Source organism: Pseudomonas sp. EA_65y_Pfl2_P78 (genome assembly GCF_963970495.1).
Lineage (GTDB): Bacteria > Pseudomonadota > Gammaproteobacteria > Pseudomonadales > Pseudomonadaceae > Aquipseudomonas > Aquipseudomonas baetica_A.
The window spans coordinates 31,501-57,734 of record NZ_CAXAON010000007.1; the positions used below are offsets into that span (position 1 = coordinate 31,501).

Below are 26,234 nucleotides of genomic sequence, written 5' to 3' on the forward strand. Positions count from 1 at the left end.
CCTGGATGTCAGTGTTTAAACAGCATCGCGAGGCAGCATCAACCCCAACGGCAACCTGACCCGCGCCTCCAGTCCACCCCCGGACCGATTACGCAACTCAACATTGCCGCCATGCATCGAAGCGATCCGCTTCACGATCGCCAACCCCAAACCGGTGCCTTTGCCGCCACGAGCGCGGTCACCACGGGTGAACGGGTTGAAGATCGCCTCAAGCTCCGAAGGATCGATCCCCGCCCCACGGTCCATCACACTCAGCACCACATACGGGGCACTGGTGTCGCCAGACACATACGCGGCGACTTCAACGCCGCTGCCGGCATGATTCAAAGCGTTGCCAATCAGGTTGTTCAACAAGCGCTTCATTGAAACCCGACGCAGCGGAAACGGCTGGATCGGTTCCAGACGCAACCGAACCTTCTCTTCACTCTGGTTGTACGGCGCCACGACTTCACGTACCAGATCGCTGAGATCCACTTCCTCCACAGACTCGTCCCGACCGTCGCGAATGAACGCCAGGAACTGGTCGAGAATCGCATCCATGTCCTCGATGTCGCGCACCATGTCGTCGGTCAGGTCGTTACGGTCGCCCATCAATTCAAGCGACAGCCGCAACCGGGTCAACGGCGTGCGTAAATCGTGGGAAACCCCGGCCAGCATCAACTCGCGCTCACGTCCGGCCTGTTCGACGTCCTCGGCCATCTGGTTGAAGGCGCGATAGACCTCGGTCATCTCGCTTGGCGTGTCGCTGATCGGCAGGCGCACGCTGCGGCCCTGACCGAGTTGCCGGGCGGCATACACCAGTCGCTTCAAGGGTTGGTTGAGCTGGCTGACGAAAATCCATGCCGACGCGGTCGACAGCAAACCAATGGCGAGGAACCAGCCGAGGACGTTCCAGATTTTCTGGCCACGCAATGGATGCGGGTACAGTGGGACTTTCAGCCAGCCATCACCCAGGCTCGGTGCACGGACCCAGAGCGCCGGCGGTGAGTGCATGCGTAATCGCACCTCGGTGTCGGGGCCCAGCTCGGTCTGCATCTGCCGCTGATAGATTTCGCTATAAGGCCAATGTTGTTCGCCTTCCGGCACACCCGCCCCGACCACCCTGATCAGGGGCACCTTATCGGCGATCTTCGCGCGGTTTTCTTCGTCTGCGGCCCAATAGGCGCGCAGCGTCAGAGCGACGCCGTGACTGTATTGACGATCCACCAGCACGTCCTCGTTCATCAACAGATAAACCAGGGTCAGCGCCTTGGAAAACAGCACGACGATGAGCACCAGCCAGAGGGTGCGGGAGAAAAAACTTTGGGGAAACCAGACGGGGGTTTTCATCTTTAACCGCTACACACTTGCAGGAGCGAGCCATGCTCGCATATTGCGGATTGCGAGTCTGTGAGATGGGTCATTCGACCCGCCCCCGACAGACTCGCTCCTACAAATCACCGATCACTTGGTGGCGGTGCCATCCGGTACAAACACATAGCCCACGCCCCAGACCGTCTGGATGTAGCGCGGTTTGGACGGATCGGGCTCGATCATCCGGCGCAGACGGGAAATCTGCACATCGATGGAACGCTCGAGGGCATCCCACTCGCGGCCACGGGCCAGGTTCATCAGTTTATCGCGGGTCAGTGGCTGACGCGCGTTCATGACGAGGGCCTTGAGTACCGCAAACTCACCGGTGGTGAGCATGTGTACTTCGTCGCCGCGCTTCAGTTCGCGAGTGGCCAGCGACAACACGTAATCACCGAAGGTGACGTTTTCGTCTTCGCTGCCCGGTGCGCCCGGCACCGGTGCGGCCTGACGGCGCAGCACTGCTTTGACCCGTGCCATCAGCTCGTCCGGGTTGAACGGCTTGGCCAGATAGTCGTCGGCACCCAGTTCCAGGCCCTTGATGCGGCTCATCTCATCGCCCTTGGCGGTGAGCATGATGATCGGAATCTGGTTGTTCGCCGCCCGCAGACGGCGGCAGGCGGTCAGACCGTCTTCGCCAGGCAGCATCAGGTCGAGGACGACCAGATTGAAAACCTCACGCGAGAGCAGACGATCCATCTGCTCGGTGTTCGGTACGGTACGGGCACGATAGCCCTTGCTGACGAAAAAGCGTTCCAGCAGGCTACTCAGCCCTGGATCGTCGTCAACGATAAGAATTTTTTCGCCTTCAGCAGGTTGTGCAGTGCTGCTCATTGGATGCTCCTTTTAGCTCGGCGCGCATTATGGCGTAGCTGCCGTTATACGCACCGTGTGCATTGTTAGCAGATTTTTCCTTCACTGCCAGAAAACCGGGGTTTATGCCTACAGACTGCAACGCCCCCGAATGACAGAACGCTGGTTATAATGCGCGGCGTTTTGTGCCAGGCAACGTCTGAATCGTTACCGGAGTTGGCCGGGCTTTTTTCCCGGTGGCCGCAGTAATTGTTCGATTTCACGGGTCAATGGGGTGCCTTTTGACCCAGGCAGCGGCAATCCTCTAGCCGTTCAACCAGACTCCGGGCCTTTGTTTCCGTGCCTGCGAGCCTGCTTTCACACTATGTCAGGTGGTTTTATGGACAGCATCAACAGCCGCATTGCCGAGGAACTCGGTGTACGCCCACAACAGGTCGAAGCGGCCGTCGCGCTACTCGATGAAGGCTCTACCGTTCCCTTCATCGCCCGTTACCGGAAAGAAGTGACCGGCAGCCTTGATGACACGCAACTGCGTCATCTGGAAGAGCGTTTGCGCTACCTGCGAGAACTCGACGAACGGCGTATCAGCATCCTCGCCAGCATCGAGGAGCAAGGCAAACTCACCCCCGCCCTTGAACGCGATATCAAACTCGCCGACACCAAGACCCGCCTTGAAGACTTGTACCTGCCGTACAAGCAAAAGCGCCGCACCAAGGGCCAGATTGCCCTGGAAGCCGGCCTTGGCGACCTGGCTGACGGCCTGTTCAACGACCCGAATCTCGCTCCGGAAACCGAAGCCGCACGCTTCGTCGACGCCGAAAAAGGCGTGGCCGATGTGAAGGCTGCGTTGGAAGGCGCCAAATACATCCTGATGGAACGCTTCGCCGAAGACGCCAGCCTGCTGGAAAAACTGCGCAGCTACCTCAAACAGGAAGCAACCCTCAGTGCCCGCGTGATCGCAGGCAAGGAAGAAGAAGGCGCCAAGTTCCGCGACTACTTCGAACACGACGAGCCGCTCAAAAGCATGCCGTCGCACCGCGCACTGGCGATTTTCCGCGGCCGCAACGAAGGCATCCTCAGCTCCGCACTGAAGGTCGGCGACGAACTGCCGGGCACCATGCACCCGTGCGAGGGCATGATCGGCCAGCAATTCAACATCCAGAATCAGAACCGTCCCGCCGACAAATGGCTTGGCGAGGTGGTGCGCTGGACCTGGAAGGTCAAGCTCTACACCCACCTGGAAACCGATCTGCTGGGCGAGCTGCGCGACGGCGCCGAAACCGAGGCGATCAACGTGTTCGCCCACAACCTGCACGACCTGCTGCTGGCCGCACCGGCCGGCCCGCGTGCGACCCTGGGCCTCGACCCGGGCCTGCGTACCGGTTGCAAGGTGGCCGTGGTCGACTCCACCGGCAAGCTGCTGGATCACGCCACGGTTTACCCGCACGTTCCACACAACAAGTGGGATCAGACCATCGCCATCCTGGCCGCGCTGTGTGCCAAGCACTCGGTTGACCTGATCGCCATCGGCAACGGCACCGCCAGCCGTGAAACCGATAAACTGGCGATCGAGCTGATCAAAAAATACCCAGCCATGAAGATGACCAAGGTCATGGTCTCCGAGGCCGGCGCATCGGTGTACTCGGCGTCGGAACTGGCGGCCAAGGAATTCCCCGATCTGGACGTGTCGATCCGTGGCGCGGTGTCCATCGCCCGTCGTTTGCAGGATCCGCTGGCCGAGCTGGTGAAAATCGACCCGAAATCCATCGGGGTCGGCCAGTACCAGCACGACGTGTCGCAGCTGAAACTGGCACGAGGCCTGGACGCGGTGGTCGAGGACTGCGTGAACGCCGTCGGTGTCGACGTCAACACCGCTTCGGTAGCGCTGCTGGCACGGATCTCCGGCCTCAACGCCACACTGGCGCAGAACATCGTGGCGCACCGCGACGAACACGGCGCATTCAAAACCCGTGCAGCGCTGAAGAAAGTCGCACGCCTGGGCGAAAAAACCTTCGAACAGGCCGCCGGTTTCTTGCGCGTGATGAACGGTGACAACCCGCTGGATTCCTCGGCGGTTCACCCGGAAGCCTATCCGCTGGTGCAGCGTATTGCCGCTGAAACCGACCGCGACATCCGCTCGTTGATCGGCGATGCCGGGTTCCTCAAGCGTCTGGATCCGAAGAAGTTCACCGACGAGACCTTCGGTCTGCCGACCGTGACCGACATCCTCCAGGAGCTCGAAAAACCGGGCCGCGACCCGCGTCCCGAGTTCAAGACTGCCGAGTTCCAGGAAGGCGTCGAAGACCTCAAAGACCTGCAACTGGGGATGATCCTCGAAGGCGTCGTCACCAACGTGACCGCGTTCGGTGCCTTCGTCGACATCGGCGTGCATCAGGACGGTCTGGTGCACATCTCGGCGCTGTCGGAGAAGTTCATCAAGGACCCGCGTGAAGCGGTGAAAGCCGGTGACGTGGTGAAAGTAAAGGTCATGGAAGTCGACATTCCTCGCAAACGCGTGGGCCTGTCGATGCGCATGGGCGACACCCCGGGCGAGAAGATCGATGGCGCCCGTGGCTCGCGTCCGGGCTCGGCGCAACGCCAGCCGTCGAACAATGCGCCACGCAAGGAAACCGCAACAGCGACGCCCGTGAACAATGCGATGGCCTCGCTGTTCGCCAACGCCAAGCAGTTGAAGAAACGCTGATGGACATTCCGGCCGGGCTCGTCGAGAGCGCGTTTTTCAAGCTGTTGGGCTGCCGCCTGCACAGCCTGGAAACCGGGGTGGCGCAAGTCGCCCTGGTGCTGGAGCCGGAACTGCGCAATCGCGGCGGCAAATTGCACGGTGGCGCGCTGTTCAGCCTGGTCGACATCGCCATGGGTCTGGCCTGTTCCAGCACCCACGGTTTCGATCAGCAGAGCGCGACCATCGAATGCAAGATCAACTATATCCGCGCCGTTTCCGACGGCGAGGTGCTGTGCACGGCGCGGGTCATCCACCCGGGCCGCCGCACGCTGGTGGTCGAAGCCGACGTGATGCAGGGCGAAAAACTGGTCGCAAAAGCGCAAGGCACGTTCGCTGTCCTGTAGATGTTGCTCATCATTTTGAGTTAATTTCGGCGCAGTGATCGCCGCGTCGAGCTTTTCTGTGAGAGCGGGCTTGCTCGCCAAGGCTGTGTGTCAGTTTGCATGTCTGTGACTGATACACCGCCTTGGCGAGCAAGCCCGCTCCCACAAGGATCGCGTTTACTTCGCGTGCATCTGCCAGATTCAGGGATTGAAGTCGGCGGTTCGAAAGGGGCTTCGTGAGCCCAAAAAACCAGGCGAAAACGCCAGTTTCAACTTCACCCTTGTAGACCGTCTTGCCCACCCCCATATTGGGGCGACTGACGCGTGAAGGAATCCAAATTGAGCGAACTTCTCAACCGCCGCCTGGCTCTGCTCGGCGAGCGCGCTAACCTCTCTCTGCTCGAACAGTGCCTCCACGGTATCGAACGTGAATGCCTGCGCGTGACCAGCGAAGGTCGTCTGGCGCAAACGCCGCACCCCGAAGCCTTGGGTTCCGCGCTGACCAACGAAAAAATCACCACCGACTATTCCGAGTCGCTGCTGGAATTCATCACGCCCGCCCTGCCCGACCCGGCAGATACACTGGCGAGCCTGGACAGGATTCACCGTTTTGCCTACAGCAAACTCGGCAACGAGTACCTGTGGAGTCCATCGATGCCGTGCCCATTGCCGGCCGAGGAAGACATCCCGATTGCCTATTACGGCACGTCCAATATCGGTCAGCTCAAGTACGTCTATCGCAAGGGCCTGGCCCTGCGGTACGGCAAGACCATGCAGTGCATCGCCGGGATTCACTACAATTTTTCCCTGCCGGAAAAACTCTGGCCGTTGCTGCGCGAAACCGAGGGTTTTTTCGGCACTGACCGGGATTTCCAGTCGTCGTCCTATATCGCGCTGATCCGCAACTTCCGGCGCTACAGCTGGTTGCTGATGTACCTGTTCGGCGCCTCACCGGCGCTCGACGCGGGCTTCCTGCGCGGTCGTTCGCATCAGTTGGAACAGCTCGATCCAGACACGCTCTACCTGCCGTACGCCACCAGCCTGCGCATGAGCGACCTCGGTTACCAGAGCAACGCCCAGGCCGGCCTGACGCCGTGCTACAACGATCTGACGAGCTACACCGACAGCCTGCGCAAGGCCGTGGCTACGCCGTACGCACCGTACGTTGAAGTCGGCACGCACAAGGATGGCGAGTGGGTTCAGTTGAACACCAACATCCTGCAGATCGAAAACGAGTACTACTCCAACATCCGCCCAAAACGCGTGACCTACAGCGGCGAGCGGCCGATTCAGGCGCTGGTGGCCCGTGGCATTCAGTACGTCGAAGTGCGCTGCCTGGACATCAACCCGTTCCTGCCGATGGGCATCGACCTCACTGAATCGCGCTTCATTGATGCGTTCCTGCTGTATTGCGCACTCAACGACAGCCCACTGCTGACCAACACCAGTTGCAGCAACGCGACCTCGAACTTCCTCAGCGTGGTCAAGGAAGGTCGCCGTCCGGGTCTGCAATTGCAGCGCGACGGTGAGCCGGTCGAGATGAAGGCATGGGCGGTAGAGTTGCTGGAAAAGATTGCCCCACTCGCTGCGCTGCTCGATCAAAGCCATGGCGGCGATGCCCACAGCAAGGCACTGGATGCGCAACTGGCAAAAGTCCGCGACCCGTCGCTAACGCCTTCTGCCCAAGTGCTGGCCGCGATGGCCGAGCACAAGGAAAGCTTCGCGCAGTTTTCCCTGCGTCAGAGTCAGGCACATGCCGAGTTTTTCCGCAGCGAGTCGTTGACAGCTGACGAGCAGGCGAAGTTTGAGGAACTGGCGCGCTCTTCCCTGGTGGCGCAGGCTGAGCTGGAGCAGAACGAGGTGGGCGATTTCGATGTGTTTGTCGGGTCGTACCAGGCGAGCATTCTGGCGATCAGCAACTGAAAAAAACCTCACCCTGATCCTCTCCCGCAGGGAGAGGACTGGGTTGAAGGATGCTCACTGCGCCATCGAGGGCTTCTCCCAAAGATTGATCCCGCCCTCTTGGGCAAACCGGTCAATCTCTGCCAGTTCTTCAGCACTGAAGCTCAGATTCTTCAACGCCCCGACGTTCTCGATAATCTGCTCCGGTCGGCTTGCGCCGATCAGCGCCGAGGTCACGCGCGGGTCACGTAGCGTCCAGGCCAGTGCCAGTTGCGCCAGGCTCTGGCCACGACGCTTGGCGATCTCGTTCAGCGCACGGACGTGGGCGATGTTGGCTTCGGACAAATGCGAAGCCTGCAGCGAACCACCGCCCGGACGATTGACCCGCGCATCCGCCGGCACGCCGTTGAGGTATTTGTCGGTCAGCAGACCTTGCGCCAACGGCGTGAAGGCGATGACGCCAGTGCCGAGTTCATCGGTGGTGTCGAGCAGGTCTTTTTCCACCCAGCGGTTGAGCAGGTTGTACGCCGGCTGGTGAATCAGCAGCGGCACCTTCCACTCTTTGAGCAGCGCGGCGATCTCGCGGGTTTTCACCCCGGAGTACGACGAGATGCCGATGTACAACGCCTTGCCCTGTTGCACGGCGCTGGCGAGGGCGCTGGCGGTTTCCTCCAGCGGGGTGTCCGGATCGAAGCGATGCGAATAGAAGATGTCCACATAGTCCAGGCCCAGGCGCTGCAGGCTCTGATCAAGGCTGGCCAGCACATATTTACGCGAGCCACCGCCCTGACCGTAAGGGCCAGGCCACATGTCCCAACCGGCCTTGCTGGAGATGATCAACTCATCGCGGTATGGCTTGAAGTCTTCGCGCAGCAGGCGACCGAAATTGATCTCGGCGCTACCGTACGGAGGGCCGTAGTTGTTGGCCAGGTCGAAGTGGTTGATCCCCAGGTCGAACGCAGTGCGCAGCAGGGCGCGCTGGGTGTCGATCGGCGTGCTGTCGCCGAAGTTGTGCCACAGGCCCAGCGATAGCGCCGGCAGCACCAGACCGCTGCGCCCGACGCGGCGGTAAGGGATGGACTCATAGCGGTTTTCGGCAGCGGTGTAAGTCATCGAATCCTCTCTTGTTTGATGAACAGCTAATGGACGATTGACGTAACCCCTGTGGGAGCGGGCTTGCTCGCGAAGGCGTCAGAACCGTCGATGATTATCCACCCTGCACACCCCAATCATCCTCTTCGGCCTGATCCTGGCAGGGTGCTTGAGCACCGAGTCTTGATCCGACTCGGCGCTCAACCCACGATCAACGCACCAGATGCAGGAACTGCATGTGCCGTTCGTACTGGTCGAGGATGTCGTTGATGATCTGCTCTTTGGTGTAGCCGACCATATCGTAGTCCTGACTGCCCTCGCTCAGGTGCACTTCGGCGCGGTAGTAGCGGCGATTGTTGAGCTGCTTGGAGCCCATGCCACCCCGGGCGAATGATGGCGTGAAGTAGCCGCGCATCTGCACTTGGTAGATGAACGCATGCTGCTCGCCATGGCCGATTTCCAGGCTGACGCTGTCGTTGGCCGGGTCCGGCTGGGTGACCACGTTCAGGCCTTTTTCGACAAACACCGCCGTCACTTCTTCAATTGCCGGGCGCACGGTGGTGTCCATGAAACGGTACACCTCGTCACGCGACGGGAAGTGCACGGCCTGGCTCAGACGCTGTCGCCAGCCCCCTGAACCACGCCGCGAGCCGGACACCGGCGCCAGCGAGTGCAGTTGCGCGATCTGCTTCTGCGACTCCAGATAGAACGCCTTGTGCAGGCCCCACATCATCAAAAGCAGGATCAGCGAGAACGGCAACGAGGTCAGCACCACCGCCGACTTCAGTGCATCGATGCTGCCGGAGAATAGCAGCGAGCTGGTGATCAGCGCCGTCATCACGCCCCAGAACACCCGCAGCCATTTCGGCCCGTCTTCGTCCGGGTTGCCGCCCTTGGCCGACAGTGTCGAGAGCACCACGGTACCGGAGTCGGCTGAGGTGACGAAGAACACGAAGCTGATGAACACCGTCACAGCGATGACGGTTTTGCTCCACGGGTAGGTTTCCAGCAACAGATAAATGCTCATCGACGGGTTGTCGAGGGCCGACATGCCGAGCGCGCTCATGCCGTGATTGAGCACCTGATCGAGGGCGCTGTTGCCGAAGATCGACATCCACGCCAAGGTGAAGCCGAGCGGGATCAGCAGCACGCCGAAGACGAACTCACGAATGGTGCGGCCACGGGAAATCCGTGCGATGAACAAGCCCACGAAGGGCGACCATGCGATCCACCAGGCCCAGTAGAACACCGTCCAGCCGCCAAGCCAGTCGCTCGGTGTGTCATAGGCGTAGAGGTCAAAACTCTTCATCGGCAAGGCACCGAGGTAGTCGCCAACGTTCTGGATCAAGGTATTGAGCAGATGCTGGGTGGGGCCGGCGAACAGCACGAACAGCAGCAGCGCGCAGGCCAGCAGCATGTTGATGTCGGACATCACCCGCACGCCTTTATCCACACCGGCGACAGCCACGATGATCGCCGCGCCCATCATCAGGGTAATCAAACCGACTTGAATCCACTGGGTGTGCGCGATGCCGAACAAGTAGTCCAGGCCCGAGTTCAGGTGCAGCACGCCAAAGCCCATATCGGCGCCGAGGCCGAACACGGTAGCGATGATGCCGAAGCCGTCCACCGCGTAACCGATGGGGCCGTTGATGCGTTTGCCGATCAGTGGATACAGCGCCGAACGCAGGGCCAGCGGCAGGTTGTGACGGTAGGCAAAGTAGGCCAGCGCCATGCCGACGAAGGCGAACACCCCCCAGCCGTGCAAGCCCCAGTGCAGAAACAGAATCTGCATCGCCTGGCGCGCCGCGTCCGCCGTGCCGGCCTCGCCTTGCGGCGGTTGCAGCATGTGGGTCAGCGGTTCGGACACGCAGAAGAAAAACAACGTGATGCTGATCCCGGCAGCGAACAGCATGCCGGCCCAGGACAGGTAACTGAATTCGGGTTCGTCGTGGTCGGCACCGAGTTTGATCTTGCCGTAGCCGGATAACGCGGTGACCACCACGAAGACCAGATACAGGCTCATCGCGAGCATGTAGTACCAGCCGACCGTATTGGCCGCCCAGTTCTGCGCAGCCAGCAGCCAGGCACCGGCCTGTTGTGGCATGGCGATGACCACAAGACCAAAGAGCAGAATGACCGTCGCGGCGAAGTAGAACACCGGCGGATTCATGCGTACCAGGCCGCTGGCGGGGGTTGACGATGCACTCATGAAACGCGCACCTCGATGGATTGAGACGTGGCTGAAATGATCGGACTCAGCAAAGGCAAGCCTCCTGTTGTGAGCGGGCAGCGAACCACCGGTTTAACTTGAATGAACGTTCAAGTTAAACATGGATAGGACGCTAACGACTAATCGTACGGCCAGCCGGTCGTGTTCCTACGCTAGCTCAAGGTGAGGTATGACGTGGAGTTGGAGAGATTGGTTCAGTGGAGAATTGGCGCAGGGACATTATCTGGATTCGCCCCAAGACCCATTCGTGAGCAAGCCCCCTCATTCCAGCTATGGGAGCGGGCTTGCTCGCGAAGAGGCTGGATGCCGCAACAAAAATCAGAGGCTACTTCTGCGTCCCGTCATCATGCTGCAAATTGGCCTGGGTCAAATTGCACCCCGCCGGCACGCTGCGGGTCAGCCACACGTTGCCGCCGATGGTCGACCCCTTGCCGATGGTGATCCGCCCAAGAATCGTCGCCCCGGCATAAATCACCACGTCGTCCTCGACAATAGGATGGCGTGGATGGCCCTTCTGCAATTGCCCGTCTTCATCGGCCGGGAAGCGCTTGGCGCCTAACGTTACCGCCTGATAGATCCGCACACGCTCACCAATGATCGCCGTCTCGCCAATCACCACACCCGTGCCGTGATCAATAAAGAAACTACGGCCGATCTGCGCGCCCGGATGGATATCAATGCCGGTGGCCGAGTGCGCAATTTCTGCGCTGATCCGCGCCAGCAACGGCAGCCCTGCACGATACAAATGGTGGGCGAGACGATGGTGAATCACCGCCAGAATCCCCGGGTAGCACAGCAGTACTTCATCCACACTGCGCGCCGCCGGATCGCCGTGATAGGCCGCCAGCACATCGGTGTCGAGCAACGTGCGCAAGCCCGGCAATGCCAAGGCAAAATCCTGAATGATCTGGAGCGCCCGGGTCTCCACTTCGCTGTCGTCCTGGGCGCTGTGGCGGGCGACGTAGCGCAGTTCCAGACGTGTCTGGGCGAGCAACGCATTCAGCGCGACATCGAGGGTGTGGCCGACGTAGAAGTCTTCGCTTTCCTCACGCAAATCCACCGGCCCCAGACGCATCGGGAACAATGCCCCACACAGCGCTTCAAGAATCTGCGCCATCGCGGCGCGGGACGGCAGTTCGCGCCCACCCTGCTCGCCGGATGCCCGGCCATTCTGGGCGCGCCACTGATCCCGCGCGCTGCGCAGTTGACTGACGATGGTCTGTAATTGCCAATGGCTGGAACGCTCGCTCACGGTAAAGACTCCTCACGGGCGGCCGGAGTGCCTGGCCGCGTCAACGGCGACTACTTTAAGGCATGCCTGTGAGGGCGAATTAAGAACCGATAGTGCTGGGCTCAGTCCATTTGGCTATAAGCGATTGATGGTTGCCCGTGCAAAAGCGCGTGCCTATAGTCCCTTCATCTTTCTCCTCCAGTACGCAACCATGATTAAACAACAGCTGGATCGCTTTACTCGCCTGGAACTGCTTGGCCAGCCGACCCCACTGGAAAAACTTGAGCGCCTGTCCACCTGGCTCGGCCGTGACGTCTACATCAAACGCGATGACCTGACGCCGCTGGCCATGGGCGGCAACAAGCTGCGCAAACTCGAGTACCTCGCCGCCGACGCCCTCGCCCAGGGCGCCGACACGCTGATCACCGCCGGTGCGCTGCAATCGAACCACGTTCGCCAGACGGCGGCGCTGGCCGCCAAACTCGGCCTGAGTTGCGTGGCGTTGCTGGAAAATCCGCTGGGCACCGAAGACAGCAACTACACCGGCAATGGCAATCGCCTGCTGCTGGATCTGTTCGACACAAAAGTTGAGCTGGTCGACAACCTCGACAACGCCGATGAACAACTCGCGGCCCTCGCCGTGCGTCTGCGCAGCAACGGAAAAAAACCGTATCTGGTACCGATTGGCGGCTCCAACGCCCTCGGTGCCTTGGGTTATGTGCGTGCCGGGCTTGAGCTGGCCGAACAGATCAAAGACACCGGGCTCGACTTCGCCGCCGTGGTACTGGCATCGGGTAGCGCCGGGACCCACAGCGGCCTGGCGCTGGCGTTGAGTGAGGCATTGCCGCAACTGCCGGTGATCGGCGTGACCGTGTCGCGCACTGAAGAAGAGCAGCGCCCGAAAGTGCAGGGGCTGGCGCAACGTACTGCTGAGCTGCTCGGCGTTGAGCTGCCGGCCAGCTTCAAGATTGAGCTGTGGGACGAATATTTCGGCCCGCGTTATGGCGAACCCAATGCCGGGACGCTGGCAGCGGTGAAATTGCTGGCCAGTCAGGAAGCGGTGTTGCTCGACCCGGTATACACCGGCAAGGCCATGGCCGGGTTGCTTGATGGCATCGGTCGGCAGCGCTTCGAAGAAGGCCCGATCATCTTCCTGCATACCGGCGGGGCGCCGGCGTTGTTTGCCTATAAGGACTTCTTGTAAGCGGAAGACGAGACCGTTCCCACGCAGAGCGTGGGAAGGTTTTATATTCAAATAAGGAATATCAATTTCAATATTAAGTATTTTCAAGTCTAACCAAGTCGTCATATAGTCTCGCCGCAGGCGAATTTCGCGCGAGACGCTTAAGCTGCTTTAAGGCAGGATAGCGCTGTCGTCCAATTCCCGAATTCGCCAACTTTCCTTAAGCGTCTTCCATAAGAAAACACAGGGGCTTGTCATGAATTTTTCCGCACTACGTCGCAATCTGCTGGTCGGTTCGCTGGGCCTGGCGCTGAGCGCCGGTCTGATCAGCCAGGCGGTTGCTGGTGAGCAACTGCAACAGATCAAGGACAAAGGCGTAATCAACGTCGGCCTGGAAGGCACTTACCCACCGTTCAGCTTCGTCGATGCCGACGGCAAGCTGTCCGGTTTCGAAGTCGAGCTCTCCCAAGCGCTGGCGCAGAAACTGGGCGTCAAAGCCAAGATTCAGCCGACCAAGTGGGACGGTATTCTCGCGGCGCTGGAATCCAAGCGCCTGGACATAGTGGTCAACCAAGTGACCATCTCCGAGGACCGCAAGAAGAAGTATGACTTCTCCGAGCCGTACACCATCTCCGGGATTCAGGCGTTGGTGCTCAAAAGCAAAGAAGCCGCGCTGAACATCAAGACCGCAGCTGACCTGTCCGGCAAGAAAGTCGGCGTAGGCCTGGGCACCAACTACGAACAATGGGTTCGTGCCAACGTGCCTGGCGCTGACGTGCGCACCTACGATGATGATCCGACCAAGTTCGCCGACCTGAACAACGGCCGTACCGACGCCATCCTGATCGACCGCCTGGCCGCGCTTGAATACGCCAAGAAAGCCCCGAAAACCGTGGCGGCCGGTCAAGCGTTCTCCCGTCAGGAGTCCGGCATTGCCTTGCGCAAAGGTGAACCGGAACTGCTGGCTGCCGTGAACAAAGCCCTCGACGAGCTGCGTGCCGACGGCACTCTGGCCAAGATCTCGGAAAAATACTTCCAAGCTGACGTCACTCAATAATGGAAGAAGCTTTCCAACTCGCACTCGACTCCGCGCCCTTCCTGCTCAAGGGCGCGTACTACACGGTCGTCCTCAGCCTTGGCGGGATGTTCTTCGGCCTGCTGCTGGGCTTTGGCCTGGCGTTGATGCGTCTGTCGCGTTTCAAAACAGTCAACTGGCTGGCCCGTATCTACGTGTCGTTCTTTCGCGGCACGCCGTTGCTGGTGCAACTGTTCGTGATCTATTACGGCTTGCCGCAAATGGGTGTGGAACTCGACCCCCTGCCCGCCGCGCTGATTGGCTTCTCGCTGAACATGGCCGCTTACGCCTGTGAAATCCTGCGCGCGGCGATCGGTTCGATCGAACGTGGCCAGTGGGAAGCTGCGGCGAGTATCGGTATGACCCGCGCGCAGACTTTGCGCCGGGCCATCCTGCCGCAAGCGATGCGCACGGCACTGCCGCCGCTGGGCAACAGCTTCATTTCGCTGGTCAAGGACACCGCGCTGGCCGCCACCATCCAGGTGCCGGAACTGTTCCGTCAGGCGCAGTTGATCACCGCCCGGACTTTCGAAGTCTTCACCATGTATCTTGCCGCCGCGCTGATCTACTGGATTCTGGCCACAGTGCTCTCGCACTTGCAGAACAAGTTGGAAGAGCGGGTCAACCGGCACGACCAGGAGTCCTGACCCCATGATTGTCGTGGAAAAACTGACCAAGCAATTCAAGCATCAAGTCGTGCTCAACGGCATCGATCTTGAAGTCAAGGAAGGCGAGGTCGTGGCAATCATCGGCCCCAGCGGCTCGGGTAAAACCACGTTCCTGCGCTGCCTGAACTTCCTTGAACAACCCACCAGCGGCCGGATCAAGGTCGGCGATATCGAGATCGATACCAGCCGCCCGCTGAACCAGCAGCAAAGCCTGGTGCGCAACCTGCGCCAGCATGTGGGTTTCGTGTTCCAGAACTTCAACCTGTTTCCCCATCGCACTGCCCTGGAAAACGTCATCGAAGGCCCGGTCGTGGTCAAGAAGATGCCGCGCGAGCAAGCCATTGCCCTGGGCATGAAGCTGTTGGCCAAGGTCGGCCTCGCCGGTAAGGAAGACGCCTATCCGCGTCGTCTCTCCGGTGGCCAGCAACAGCGCGTGGCGATTGCCCGGGCGCTGGCAATGGAGCCGGAAGTGATCCTGTTCGACGAGCCGACTTCGGCCCTCGATCCGGAACTGGTGGGCGAAGTACTGGCGACCATCCGCGGCCTCGCCGAGGAGAAACGCACCATGGTCATCGTCACCCACGAAATGGGCTTCGCCCGCGACGTGGCCAACCGCGTGGTGTTTTTCGACAAGGGCGTGATCGTCGAACAAGGTGAAGCCAAAGCATTGTTTGCCGACCCCAAAGAAGAGCGCACCAAACAGTTTCTCAGCAAGTTTTTGAATCACACCTGAAAACCCTTGCTGTGCGAGACGTCAACTTCCATGGATGGAAGTTACCTTTTTCGCCGCGTAAAACTTTCCTGAATATATACAACCTGCCTGGAACCGATGCGATACATGTATATATTCTGAAACCACTATTGCGTGTATAAAATCCGCCGCGCCTTTCATCGCAGCTACCAAATAACGCTGCGCCAAAACTGGCAAAAAGCCCGGAGTTCTGTGGTCTCGTTCACCATACACCCTAGGCACACGGCTTCAACAACGTAGGAATATTCTGATTAGTTCGTAATTCATTGATTAACTAACGCCGTCTATTGACACCCCTTCCCGCACACTCTTATCTAGTCGCCAACCGGCGCTACTTAGTTCAATCAACCCGCACTAACTTGGACATCAGTTCACAGATTTATTGCCCGTTGATTCACGCCTTTTGTTCTTTCAGAAACGGACTTCGCTGCAAGGCTTCAAGGAGAGAAATCGATGACTCGCACTTCGCATACCCCCGAACTGGCAGCGCCGACCCTGGCGTCAGCGCAAAAAAACGGCATCAATCTGGCTGCTGCCGCTCATCTGTTGATCGAGGTGTCGCCCTACCCCGACATGGACTGCGGCGACCTGATCGAACTGTTCTGGAACAAATGCTATGTCGCCTCCAAGGTACTGACGACCGAGGACGTTGGCGCGACAGTCAACCTGCGGGTGCCGGAAAGTTTTATTGTCAATGGCACCGCCCGCATTCACTACCGGGTGATGCAGGTCGGCCAAGGCCCGGCGCTGTCGACGGCAAGCCGTGTGCAGGTCAAACTCGATTGCCCGGGCGGCCAACCGTCGGCATTGTGCGGTGACGAAAACCAGCAACTGGCGCCGGTAACGATCCCTGACACCATTCGCCGCCAGGGCGTGAACCCGAACCAGATCAAACGCGGTGTGCCGTTGACCATCGAGCCTTACACGAACATGGCCGAGGATGACGCCATTACTGTGCGCTGGGGTGATGTTCGCATGGATCTGGCGCCCATCACGGCAGCGGATGTCGGCCTGCCGATTCAGGTCTGGGTGCCGCCGGCAGTGATTGTCGAAGCCGGCGAGGATCTGCGCCTGGACGTGACCTATTGCATCCTCGACCGGGTCGGCAACAACTCGCGCTGGGCGCCGCCAAGGACGCTGAAGATCGGTTGCGTGAATCCTTATCTGAAAGTGCCGTTGAAGCCCACCTGCAAGGCGGCTGAATCCCGCAAAAAATAAAGCCTAAGGCGGAGTGAGGAGCCTTGGCCCCTCACCGCAAAGGGCTTGAGCATCCCGACCATCACACCTTCATATGCATATTCCTAAAAGTTAGTTTATTTAATTTTTATACACGCCTAGGGTATATAAACCGGACCACCGGACATTCTTTCGTTCGCCGCACTTCGCGGCGTTATTCATGAGATGTGAGGTAGGTCGTATGGTCCGGAACACAATCACCCCAGTGCAGATCGCCAGGGCATTGCGTGCAGCCAGGGAGTGGCGCTGATGTCCAGTCTGGCAGACGCGAACGTCCAGTCTGATCTGGACATCGCCCCCTTGTTGTTGCCCGCGCAGGTCCTGCGCAACGACGCCCAAGCCATTGAGGCCGCCCATGAGCTGGCGCAAGTCGCGCTCGTGCAAGCCGCCAATCGCGACCGCCAGCGCCAGTTGCCTTGGTCACTGATCGAACAGTTCACCCGCAGCGGTCTGGGCAGCATTGCAATCGCGCGCCAATACGGTGGCCCGCAGGTTTCGTTCGTCACGCTGGCCGAGGTGTTCGCGATCATTTCCGCCGCCGATCCGGCGTTGGGACAGATCCCGCAGAACCAGTTCGGCATCATCCATCTGCTGCTCGGCAGTGCCACCGACGCGCAAAAACAACAGTTGTTCCAGAGTGTTCTCGAAGGCTGGCGCATCGGCAATGGCGGCCCTGAGCGTGGCACCAGAAACACCCTCCAATTGAAAGCGCGAATCACCGCCGACGGCGACGATTACCTGCTCAATGGCCAGAAGTTTTATTCCACTGGCGCGCTGTTTGCGCACTGGGTCGCGGTCAAAGCGCTGAACGATGATGGCAAGCAAGTGCTGGCTTTCGTTCGCCGTGGCACGCCAGGTTTGCGCATTGTTGATGACTGGTCGGGCTTCGGTCAGCGCACCACCGCCAGCGGCACGATCGTGCTCAACAACGTGCGCGTCGAAGCGGCTCTTGTCGTTGATAACTGGAAGATCAACGAAACCCCGAACACCCAAGGCGCAATCTCGCAATTGATTCAGGCGGCGATCGACGCCGGCATTGCCCGTGGCGCTATCGAAGACACCATCGAATTCGTCAAAACCCGTTCGCGACCATGGATCGACGCCAAGGTCGAACGCGCCAGCGATGACCTCTACGTGATCGCCGACATCGGCAAACTGAAAATCGAACTGCACGCCGCCCAGGCGCTGCTGCGCAAGGCCGGGCAAGTGCTCGATCAAGTGCACGCCGCGCCGATAACGGCCGAGTCCGCCGCCCGCGCTTCAATTGCCGTGGCCGAAGCCAAAGTGCTGACCACCGAGATCTCGCTGCTGGCCAGCGAAAAGCTTTTCGAACTGGCCGGCAGCCGCGCGACCCTCGCCGAATTCAACCTCGACCGTCACTGGCGCAATGCCCGGGTGCACACCCTGCACGACCCGGTGCGCTGGAAATATCACGCGGTCGGCGCCTATCGCCTCAACGGCAAGCTACCGGCTCGCCACTCCTGGATCTGACGACCGCACACCTTCTCAAGAGCCTTGGAGAAACCTATGCCTCTTTCCCATCCCGTCGCGGTCATCACCAGCGATGAGCAAGCCCTGATCATCGCCAGCGACCTGGCCGAAGATTTCAAACGCGACAGCGCCGTGCGGGACCGTGAGCGGCGACTGCCGCTGCCGGAACTCGACGTGTTTTCCCGCTCCGGCCTGTGGGGCATCAGCGTGCCGAAAGAATACGGCGGCGCCGGTGTGTCCAACGTGACGCTGGCCAACGTCATCGCCCTGATCGCTGAGGCCGATGGCTCTCTCGGGCAGATTCCGCAGAACCATTTCTACGCCCTCGAAGTGCTGCGAGTGAACGGCAGCCACGAACAGAAACAACGGTTGTACGCCGAGGTTTTAGCCGGTCAGCGCTTCGGCAATGCGCTGGCGGAACTGGGCACCCAAACCGCCCACCATCGCGTCAGCAGCCTCAAGCGTGAAGGCGAGGGCTATCGCATCAATGGCCGCAAGTTCTATGCGACCGGCGCGATTTACGCGCAACGCATTCCAACGTCCGTCGTCGATGAAAACGGCGTGCAGCAACTGGCCTTCGTGCCTCGCGACAGCCAGGGCCTGAGCGTGATCGACGATTGGAGCGGCTTCGGCCAGCGCACCACCGGCAGCGGTTCGGTGCTCTTCGAAGACGTGTATGTCGCCGCCGAAGACGTGATCCCGTTCCAGAGCGCCTTCGAACGTCCGACCACCGTCGGTCCGCTGGCGCAGATTCTTCACGCCGCTATCGACACCGGCATCGCCCGCGCCGCTTACGAAGATGCGTTGCACTTTGTGCGTAGCAAGACGCGCCCATGGATCGACGCCGGCAACGACAACGCCACCGAAGACCCGCTGACGTTGAAGAGCTTCGGCCACTTGAGCATTCGCCTGCACGCCACCGAGGCGCTGCTGGAACGCGCCGGTGAGTTCCTCGACAAGGCTCAGGCCCAGACCAGCGCCGAAACGGTCGCCGCCGCCTCGATTGCCGTCGCCGAAGCACGGGCGATCAGCACAGAAATCTCCCTCACCGCCGCCAGCACCTTGTTCGAACTGGCCGGCAGTCAGGCCACCCTGATCGAGCACGGCCTCGACCGCCACTGGCGCAACGCCCGCGTGCACACGCTGCACGATCCGGTGCGCTGGAAGTACCACGCGGTGGGCAATTACTACCTCAACGATGAAAACCCGCCATTGCGGGGCACGATCTGATGAGCAAGAAAAAGATCCTGCTCAACGCGTTCAACATGAACTGCATCGGCCACATCAACCACGGCTTATGGACGCATCCACGCGACAACTCAACCCAGTTCAACAGCATTGAATACTGGACCGAACTGGCGCAGTTGCTGGAGCGTGGCTTGTTCGACGGTTTGTTCATCGCCGACATCGTCGGCGTGTACGACGTCTACCAGAACTCGGTGGACGTCACGCTGAAAGAGTCGATCCAGTTGCCGGTCAACGATCCGTTGCTGCTGGTGTCGGCGATGGCGGCGGTGACGAAAAACCTCGGTTTCGGCCTGACCGCCAACCTCACCTATGAGCCGCCGTATCTGTTCGCCCGACGCCTGTCGACCCTCGATCATTTGAGCCGTGGCCGCGTCGGCTGGAACATCGTCACCGGATACCTCGACAGCGCGGCAAAAGCCATGGGCCTGCGCGAGCAGGTCGAGCATGACCGTCGTTACGATCAGGCTGACGAGTACCTGGAGGTGCTCTACAAACTCTGGGAAGGCAGTTGGGAAAACGGCGCGGTGCTCAATGATCGCGAGCAGCGGATCTACGCCCAACCGGAGAAAGTGCACAAGGTCGAGCACAAGGGCGAGTTCTATCAGGTCGAGGGTTATCACCTCTGCGAGCCTTCACCGCAGCGCACGCCGGTGCTGTTCCAGGCCGGCAGTTCCGATCGCGGCTTGCTGTTCGCCGGGCGTCACGCCGAGTGCGTGTTCATCAGCGGCCAGAACAAACCGTCGACCAAGGCGCAGGTGGACAAAGTCCGCGCCAGCGCCGTCGAGGCCGGGCGCAATCCCGAGGACATCAAGGTGTTCATGGGCCTCAACGTCATCGTCGGCGAAACCGAAGAAGCGGCGTGGGCCAAGCACGCCGAGTACCTGAGCTACGCCAGTGCCGAGGCCGGCGTGGCACATTTTTCGGCGTCCACCGGCGTCGACTTTTCCCGGTACGCGATCGACGAACCGATCCAGTACGTGAAGAGCAACGCCATCCAGTCCGCGACCAAGAATCTGCAGAACAACGACTGGACCCGACGCAAATTGCTCGAACAGCACGCTCTGGGCGGTCGCTACATCACCGTGGTCGGCTCGCCTGCGCAAGTGGCGGATGAGCTGCAATCGTGGATCACCGAAACCGGGCTGGACGGCTTCAACCTCACGCGCATCGTTACCCCGGAAAGCTATGTCGATTTTATCGAGCTGGTGATTCCGGAGTTGCAACGGCGTGGGTCGTACAAAACCGCGTATGACAGCGGCAGCTTGCGCGAGAAGCTGTTTCACGCAGGGGCGCAGTTGCCCGAGCAACACATCGGATCTTCATTTCGTCGCTAAAAGCTTGCTCGCGAAGAGGCCCTACCAGACACCCATATTCATGCACTGACTGGAAACCACACCATGACCCAGAAATTCCTGACCCACCCAGTCAAAGCACTGGCCCTGACCTTCGGCCTGTTCAGCTCGGCGGTGTTCGCCGCCGATGCACCACTGAAAATCGGCACCACCGCCGCGTTCGCGATTCCGCTGGAAGCCGCCGTCGAAGAGGCCTCCAAACAAGGCCTGAAAGTCGAGCTGGTGGAGTTCACCGACTGGATCGCACCGAACGTCAGCCTCGCGGCCGGCGACATCGACGTGAACTACTTTCAGCACATCCCGTTCCTTGAAAACGCCAAGGCCGCCGCCGGTTTTGACCTGGTGCCGTTCGCCCCGGGGATCATCAACAACGTCGGCCTCTATTCGAAAAAATACAAATGCTTCGACGAGTTGCCTGAAGGCGCCAGCGTCGCCATCGCCAACGACCCGATCAACAGCGGTCGCGGTCTGCAACTGCTGGCCAAGGCCGGGTTGATCACGCTGAAACCGGGCGTTGGCTACAAGGCCACCGAAGACGACATCGTCGCCAACCCGAAGAAAATCAAAATCCTTCAGGTCGAAGCCGTGCAACTGGTGCGCGCCTATGACGACGCCGATCTGGTCCAGGGCTACCCGGCCTATATTCGTCTGGCCAAGACCTTCGATGCCGGCTCCGCGCTGCTGTTCGACGGTCTCGACCACAAGGAATACGTGATCCAGTTCGTCATCCGGCCCAAGAGCAAGGACGATCCGCGTCTGATCAAATTGGTCGACATCTACCAGCACTCGCCGGCCGTGCGTGCCGCGCTGGATAAGGCCCACGGCAAGCTGTACCAGGCCGGTTGGGAAAGCTGAACATGACGGCCGCGATCCAACGGCGACTGGAGATTCCAGAGCCCAACAATGCTGAAAAAACCGAACTGCATCCCGAGCTGAATCGCGCCCACATACGCTTCATCGGCCTGGGCAAAACCTATAACGGCCGGCAAGGTCCGGTCGCGGCCCTGCAAGGCATTGATCTGGCGATCCAGCGCGGCGAGGTGTTCGGCATCATCGGCCGCAGCGGCGCGGGCAAATCGTCGCTGATCCGCACGATCAATCGTCTGGAGCAACCGACGTCGGGGCGTGTGCTGATCGATCAGGTCGACATCGGCGAGTTCGATGAAGATCGCCTCGTCGCCCTGCGCCGACGCATCGGCATGATCTTTCAGCACTTCAATCTGATGTCGGCCAAGACCGTTTGGCAGAACGTCGAATTGCCGCTGAAAGTCGCCGGGGTGCCGAAAGAACAGCGCGAGAAAAAGGTTCGCGAACTGCTTGAACTGGTCGGTCTGCAAGCCAAACACAAGGCCTATCCGGCACAGCTTTCCGGCGGCCAGAAACAGCGCGTCGGCATCGCCCGGGCCTTGGTTCACGACCCGGACATTCTGCTCTGCGACGAAGCCACTTCGGCACTCGACCCGGAGACCACTCAATCGATCCTCGGCCTGCTGCGCGAGATCAATAAACGTCTGGGCCTGACCATCGTGCTGATCACCCACGAGATGGCGGTGATCCGCGAAATCTGCGACCGCGTCGTGGTGCTGGAGCACGGGCGGATCGTCGAGCAAGGCCCGGTCTGGGAAGTGTTCGGCGACCCACAGCACGCGGTCAGCCAGACGTTGCTCGCACCGCTGCAACACGCTTTGCCACAAGAATTGCAGAGCCGTTTGCACACGCTACCGCCCTCGCCCGGCGCCGCTGTGGTGCTGCGTTTGCAATTCACTGGGGCGGCCGGCGATGAGCCGGACCTAGCGGCCTTGTTCGCCGCACTCGACGGACGGGTGAAATTGCTTCAGGGCGGTGTGGAACGGATTCAGGGCCACGCGCTGGGGCAACTGCTGCTGGCCGTCAGTGGATCATCGCTGAGCACCGAGCAGTTGCGTCAGCGCGCGGGTGATTGGGCGCAACGGGTGGAGGTGTCGGGTTATGTGGTTTGAGCGCTTGCTACAGGGGTTTATCGACACGTTTGTGATGGTCGGTGTGTCGTCGCTGATCGCCCTGCTGGTGGGGATTCCCATGGCGGTGATTCTGGTCACCAGCGACAAGGGCGGGATCTACCAGGCGCCGGTGCTGAATCGCGCCTTGGGTGCGTTCGTGAACCTGTTCCGCTCGGTCCCGTTTCTGATTCTGATGGTGGCGCTGATTCCGTTTACCCGGTTGATCGTCGGCACCACCTACGGCGTGTGGGCGGCGGTGGTGCCGCTGACGATTGCAGCGACGCCGTTCTTTGCGCGGATTGCCGAAGTCAGCCTGCGCGAAGTCGATCATGGTCTGATCGAAGCCGCGCAAGCCATGGGCTGCCGGCGCTGGCACATCGTCTGGCATGTGCTGTTGCCCGAAGCGCTGCCGGGAATTGTCGGCGGTTTCACCATCACCTTGGTGACGATGATCAACTCCTCGGCCATGGCCGGGGCGATTGGTGCCGGTGGCCTGGGCGACATCGCTTATCGCTACGGCTATCAACGCTTTGACAGCCAGGTCATGTTGACGGTGATCGTGCTGCTGGTGGCGTTGGTGGCGGTGATTCAGTTGGGTGGCGATCGGTTGGCGCGGGGGTTGAACAAGCGTTGAGTGGGTTGTTCTTGTTCATTGTGGCTTGGGGTACGCCCCCCAAGTCACTCAACCTTTTGTTGGAGTGTAGCTATCGAGTCACCCGCATCGAATTTCAACCATAAAGCAAATTGTTGAATAAATTGTTGTCTTCCTGCCTGGATCGATACAGATCACTCATACTTTTTGCTGCGTAAACAAGACTATCCGCGTTATTAGCCGCCATTTCCGCACGCAGATGAGGAGCCTGATTAAACATTTCAATCGACGTTTCAAGATCCAATATATCCGGCATCCCCATATAGTTACCAACCGAGGTAATGAAATCACGATGAGACGCCGTGTACTGTTGTGAAAAAACAAGATTCAAACCGCCGTGCATGATGGCTTCGGACAGACCTCGAGCAGGCAAATCATATTGCATCACTGGGTAATTCAAAAGCTCCGGCGAATTAGAGTTCAGGTAGAAATTATCTAACGCACCAGGCCCGACCGCGCTAACCCGGCTAACCCTGTTCAAGTGCATTAATTCATGCCCCAATACCAGACCTGAGTTGCCATTAACTCTGTCTAGATTAATAGCAATACGCCCATAAAAATCGCCAGGTCTGACCTCTGCAGTTGAGTGCCTCGCTGTTCCTGGGACCGCTATAAAACCTAAAAACTTTCCTCTCGCCGCTGGCCTACCGTAGGCATTTGCCAGTTCCCTTCCACGCGTCCAAATTCCCGGAAGCCTGTTTTCTACCGCGCTGTATTGCGGACCAAAGTAACTCTGCAAGATTCCTGAGGTTTCTGCGTACCCTTGCGTTAACACATAAGTTGCCTCTGCGAAAACCTTCTCCACTTCAGACAACTGCGAGCTTATTACAGACGCTTGGTCCATAGGAAACGCATCAAGTCCTCGTGCAGCAATCAGTTTCTCCGAGCCGATGAGTGCTGTTTCCACAAAATCATCTTTACCTTCGTAAAAAAACCTGCCATCCACGTCTTTCCTAGCGACAGGATTATTTGCAACAAAACAGAAAATGTTCAAGCCATTGATTTCTCCAGCTGGATCCGGACTAATCCAGCGCTGCAACCATGGCGCGTAATACCGATGTCCATAGTAATAGAGCCCGGTCGCATCCCTCTCCTTGCCCGAATAACGAATGGTTTTGTCATTCGCCACCCCTGCACTTTTACCCGCCCAGCACGCCGTACCGCCAAAGGGATAATAGTGTTCCTGCGTTAGCACAGTCGCTTGCTCATTCAGTTCCAATGTGCTGGAACCGAGATGATCGCTGAGGCTGTACCTCTGTTGGTCGACGTAATTACCTTCGGGCCAGTGCAACACTCGAACGCTGCAAGGTCCGGCTTCGACGCGGACGACATGGCGTACTTCGCCACTGGCCTGTCGATGGATTTCCAGGCCAGGGAGATAACGGATTTCACTGTGCAAAGTCCGGCGATTGGATTGGCTGAAAATTGCCTTGCGCAACCGATGGCCTGGTCGGTCATAGGCATACGACTCATAGTCGTCAGCTTCGCCCTCGCGTTTGACCAACGTCACCTGACTCAACTGATTGCGGATGTCCCAGAGCATAGCCTGTCCGCGTTGCAGCTCCAGTTGATTGCCGCAGGCATCAAAGCCCAGCGTTATTTGTGGCTCTCCCGGCAAAGTACCGTCATCCCGTTGCCCCAAACCTCGATTGCTGTGCGCGGAGGTGAACATCGAAAACCCCGGCGCACCACTGTGGTGTCGGGTGATCAGGTTGCCCGCCGTGTCGTAGTCGAATGTCTGGGTGTAGTTGCGCCGTTGATTAGGGTCCAGCGGTGTGGGCAGCAGATCCGGTAACGCCGGGCCATGGCTCGGCTGACTGACTTCCCAGCCCTTGGCCTCAACCAGTTGATACAGGCTGTCGTAGCGATAACGGCTGATCGGCTCGATGCGCTGGTGATTGAAGTACGTGACGGCCTGGGTTTTATCTTCCAGGCTGACGATGTTGCCCACCGGGTCGTAGCCGTAATGCAAATTCTGCAATGGAGGTTGCTCACCGAGACCGGCGATCAGGCTGAGCAACCGGCCGTCATCTGGGCTGTATTCAGCGCGGCTGACGACGCCGTTTCCGGCGGTCTCACGTTCGATCTGTTCTTGAGCGTTGTATTGGATATCACTGAACAGACACTGCGACGGCTTACCTTCACCGGCCAGTAGAAGCCAGGTCGCGGAGGGTTTGCCCGATACGTTGTAATGAACGGTTTGGGTATTGCCCATGGCATCGATCTGGCGCTGCAGTTCGCCCGTCGGGTAGAAAGCGTGACGGGTTATGTACGACTTTTCTTCAAGATACTCGTCACGAACGTCGGGATCGGTGGGCCAGTCAGGCAGGTCGAGCGCTGTCAGAAAGCGCCGGGATTCGGCCAGCTCGGCACCGGTCAGACCGTAGTCGTTGATGATGCGGTTACCGGCCGGATCGTCATGGCGGATCAGGCGACCGCACTGGTTGTGCTGCGCGAACGCATCGCTGGCAGCGGCATAGGTCAATCGCTCGACCACACGAGATGGCTCGCCACGGGCCTGCTCCTTCAGTGCCACCGGACGCTGCTGTTCGTCGAATTCGGTGTGACGCTGGCTACCTCGTGCATCCCAGAACGAACAGGTCAAACCCGCCTGGTTCAGCAAACTCAACTGCCAACCCGCATCGACACTGTCCGTCAGCAAGGCCTGACCGCTCAGCCCATAAGCCGTGGCCAGATTCGGTTTCGGTGCCGTTCCCCACAATCGCGGGTCCCACGACGCCACCTGACGTCCAGCCGCATCGAACATTTGCCGAGTGATGCGCGGGTCGATGTCGGGCTGGTCCGGATGTCGGCAATAGCCGACGCGGCGGATCACCTGCGAGCGAGAGTCCATGACAGACAGCGTCGGCGTGGCAGTGTCGTGGTGAACAATCATGGTCGGCGGCGTCCGT

At 59.7% G+C, this 26,234-nt stretch carries 20 protein-coding genes; 14 read left to right on the top strand and 6 right to left on the bottom strand.

The window, feature by feature from the left end:
- Positions 1-15: 15 nt before the first annotated feature.
- Both AACY02_RS08605 and ompR read right to left on the bottom strand, forming a co-directional pair.
- The gene (locus AACY02_RS08605; protein ID WP_221731025.1) at positions 16-1,329 is read right to left on the bottom strand and encodes an ATP-binding protein; all 1,314 of its coding nucleotides are present in this window, start codon (positions 1,327-1,329) and stop codon (positions 16-18) included.
- Between the two features lie 114 nt (positions 1,330-1,443).
- Positions 1,444-2,184 carry an osmolarity response regulator transcription factor OmpR gene (gene ompR / locus AACY02_RS08610; protein WP_339431565.1) on the bottom strand — a complete coding sequence of 247 codons (741 nt, stop codon included), beginning with the start codon at positions 2,182-2,184 and terminating at the stop codon, positions 1,444-1,446.
- A 358-nt stretch (positions 2,185-2,542) separates the two neighbouring features.
- Here ompR and AACY02_RS08615 point away from each other — a divergent pair, with 358 nt between their 5' ends.
- The 3 genes from AACY02_RS08615 to gshA all read left to right on the top strand — a co-directional run bounded on the left by AACY02_RS08615 (position 2,543) and on the right by gshA (position 7,152).
- Positions 2,543-4,867: a Tex family protein gene (locus tag AACY02_RS08615; RefSeq protein WP_339431566.1), complete on the top strand. Its 2,325-nt coding sequence runs from the start codon at positions 2,543-2,545 to the stop codon at positions 4,865-4,867.
- Complete coding sequence (locus tag AACY02_RS08620) at positions 4,867-5,250, top strand: PaaI family thioesterase (RefSeq protein WP_339431567.1); 384 nt, start codon at positions 4,867-4,869, stop codon at positions 5,248-5,250. The genes AACY02_RS08615 and AACY02_RS08620 overlap by 1 nt, the downstream gene beginning before the upstream one ends.
- A 318-nt stretch (positions 5,251-5,568) precedes the next feature.
- The gene (gene gshA / locus AACY02_RS08625) at positions 5,569-7,152 is read left to right on the top strand and encodes a glutamate--cysteine ligase (RefSeq protein ID WP_339431568.1); all 1,584 of its coding nucleotides are present in this window, start codon (positions 5,569-5,571) and stop codon (positions 7,150-7,152) included.
- Between the two features lie 54 nt (positions 7,153-7,206).
- Here the strand turns inward: gshA and mgrA are convergent, their stop codons facing one another.
- From mgrA to epsC, 3 genes are all read right to left on the bottom strand, one after another.
- Positions 7,207-8,244: an L-glyceraldehyde 3-phosphate reductase gene (mgrA, locus tag AACY02_RS08630; RefSeq protein ID WP_339431569.1), complete on the bottom strand. Its 1,038-nt coding sequence runs from the start codon at positions 8,242-8,244 to the stop codon at positions 7,207-7,209.
- A gap of 190 nt (positions 8,245-8,434) precedes the next feature.
- On the bottom strand, positions 8,435-10,396 hold the full coding sequence (gene betT, locus AACY02_RS08635) for a choline transporter BetT (RefSeq protein ID WP_339431664.1): 1,962 nt from the start codon (positions 10,394-10,396) through the stop codon (positions 8,435-8,437).
- A 385-nt stretch (positions 10,397-10,781) separates the two neighbouring features.
- Positions 10,782-11,708, bottom strand: coding sequence for a serine O-acetyltransferase EpsC (gene epsC, locus AACY02_RS08640; RefSeq protein ID WP_339431570.1), 927 nt, complete (start codon positions 11,706-11,708; stop codon positions 10,782-10,784).
- Between the two features lie 190 nt (positions 11,709-11,898).
- On the opposite strand from epsC, the gene AACY02_RS08645 reads away from it, so the two are divergent.
- The 11 genes from AACY02_RS08645 to AACY02_RS08695 all read left to right on the top strand — a co-directional run bounded on the left by AACY02_RS08645 (position 11,899) and on the right by AACY02_RS08695 (position 23,304).
- Positions 11,899-12,891, top strand: a complete 993-nt coding sequence (locus AACY02_RS08645) for a D-cysteine desulfhydrase (protein WP_339431571.1) — start codon at positions 11,899-11,901, stop codon at positions 12,889-12,891.
- A gap of 235 nt (positions 12,892-13,126) precedes the next feature.
- Positions 13,127-13,927, top strand: a complete 801-nt coding sequence (tcyJ, locus tag AACY02_RS08650) for a cystine ABC transporter substrate-binding protein (protein ID WP_339431572.1) — start codon at positions 13,127-13,129, stop codon at positions 13,925-13,927.
- The gene (gene tcyL, locus AACY02_RS08655; protein ID WP_339431573.1) at positions 13,927-14,592 is read left to right on the top strand and encodes a cystine ABC transporter permease; all 666 of its coding nucleotides are present in this window, start codon (positions 13,927-13,929) and stop codon (positions 14,590-14,592) included. Before tcyJ ends, tcyL begins: the two co-directional genes overlap by 1 nt.
- A 4-nt stretch (positions 14,593-14,596) precedes the next feature.
- Positions 14,597-15,346: an L-cystine ABC transporter ATP-binding protein TcyN gene (gene tcyN, locus AACY02_RS08660; protein WP_339431574.1), complete on the top strand. Its 750-nt coding sequence runs from the start codon at positions 14,597-14,599 to the stop codon at positions 15,344-15,346.
- 471 nt (positions 15,347-15,817) lie between these two features.
- Positions 15,818-16,582 (top strand): hypothetical protein, encoded by a 765-nt coding sequence (locus tag AACY02_RS08665; RefSeq protein WP_339431575.1) that lies wholly within the window; start codon positions 15,818-15,820, stop codon positions 16,580-16,582.
- A gap of 267 nt (positions 16,583-16,849) precedes the next feature.
- Positions 16,850-18,091, top strand: a complete 1,242-nt coding sequence (locus tag AACY02_RS08670) for an SfnB family sulfur acquisition oxidoreductase (protein ID WP_339431576.1) — start codon at positions 16,850-16,852, stop codon at positions 18,089-18,091.
- Between the two features lie 36 nt (positions 18,092-18,127).
- Positions 18,128-19,321, top strand: coding sequence for an SfnB family sulfur acquisition oxidoreductase (locus tag AACY02_RS08675; RefSeq protein WP_339431577.1), 1,194 nt, complete (start codon positions 18,128-18,130; stop codon positions 19,319-19,321).
- Positions 19,321-20,673 (top strand): LLM class flavin-dependent oxidoreductase, encoded by a 1,353-nt coding sequence (locus AACY02_RS08680; RefSeq protein WP_339431578.1) that lies wholly within the window; start codon positions 19,321-19,323, stop codon positions 20,671-20,673. The genes AACY02_RS08675 and AACY02_RS08680 overlap by 1 nt, the downstream gene beginning before the upstream one ends.
- A gap of 63 nt (positions 20,674-20,736) precedes the next feature.
- Complete coding sequence (locus AACY02_RS08685; RefSeq protein ID WP_339431579.1) at positions 20,737-21,546, top strand: MetQ/NlpA family ABC transporter substrate-binding protein; 810 nt, start codon at positions 20,737-20,739, stop codon at positions 21,544-21,546.
- Between the two features lie 2 nt (positions 21,547-21,548).
- Positions 21,549-22,670: a methionine ABC transporter ATP-binding protein gene (locus AACY02_RS08690; protein WP_339431580.1), complete on the top strand. Its 1,122-nt coding sequence runs from the start codon at positions 21,549-21,551 to the stop codon at positions 22,668-22,670.
- Positions 22,660-23,304: a methionine ABC transporter permease gene (locus tag AACY02_RS08695; protein ID WP_339431581.1), complete on the top strand. Its 645-nt coding sequence runs from the start codon at positions 22,660-22,662 to the stop codon at positions 23,302-23,304. The genes AACY02_RS08690 and AACY02_RS08695 overlap by 11 nt, the downstream gene beginning before the upstream one ends.
- A gap of 94 nt (positions 23,305-23,398) precedes the next feature.
- Here AACY02_RS08695 and AACY02_RS08700 read toward each other — a convergent pair whose 3' ends face one another.
- A complete protein-coding gene (locus AACY02_RS08700; RefSeq protein WP_339431582.1) occupies positions 23,399-26,218 on the bottom strand; it encodes an RHS repeat domain-containing protein in 2,820 nt (939 codons plus the stop codon).
- Between the last annotated feature and the right edge of the window lie 16 nt (positions 26,219-26,234).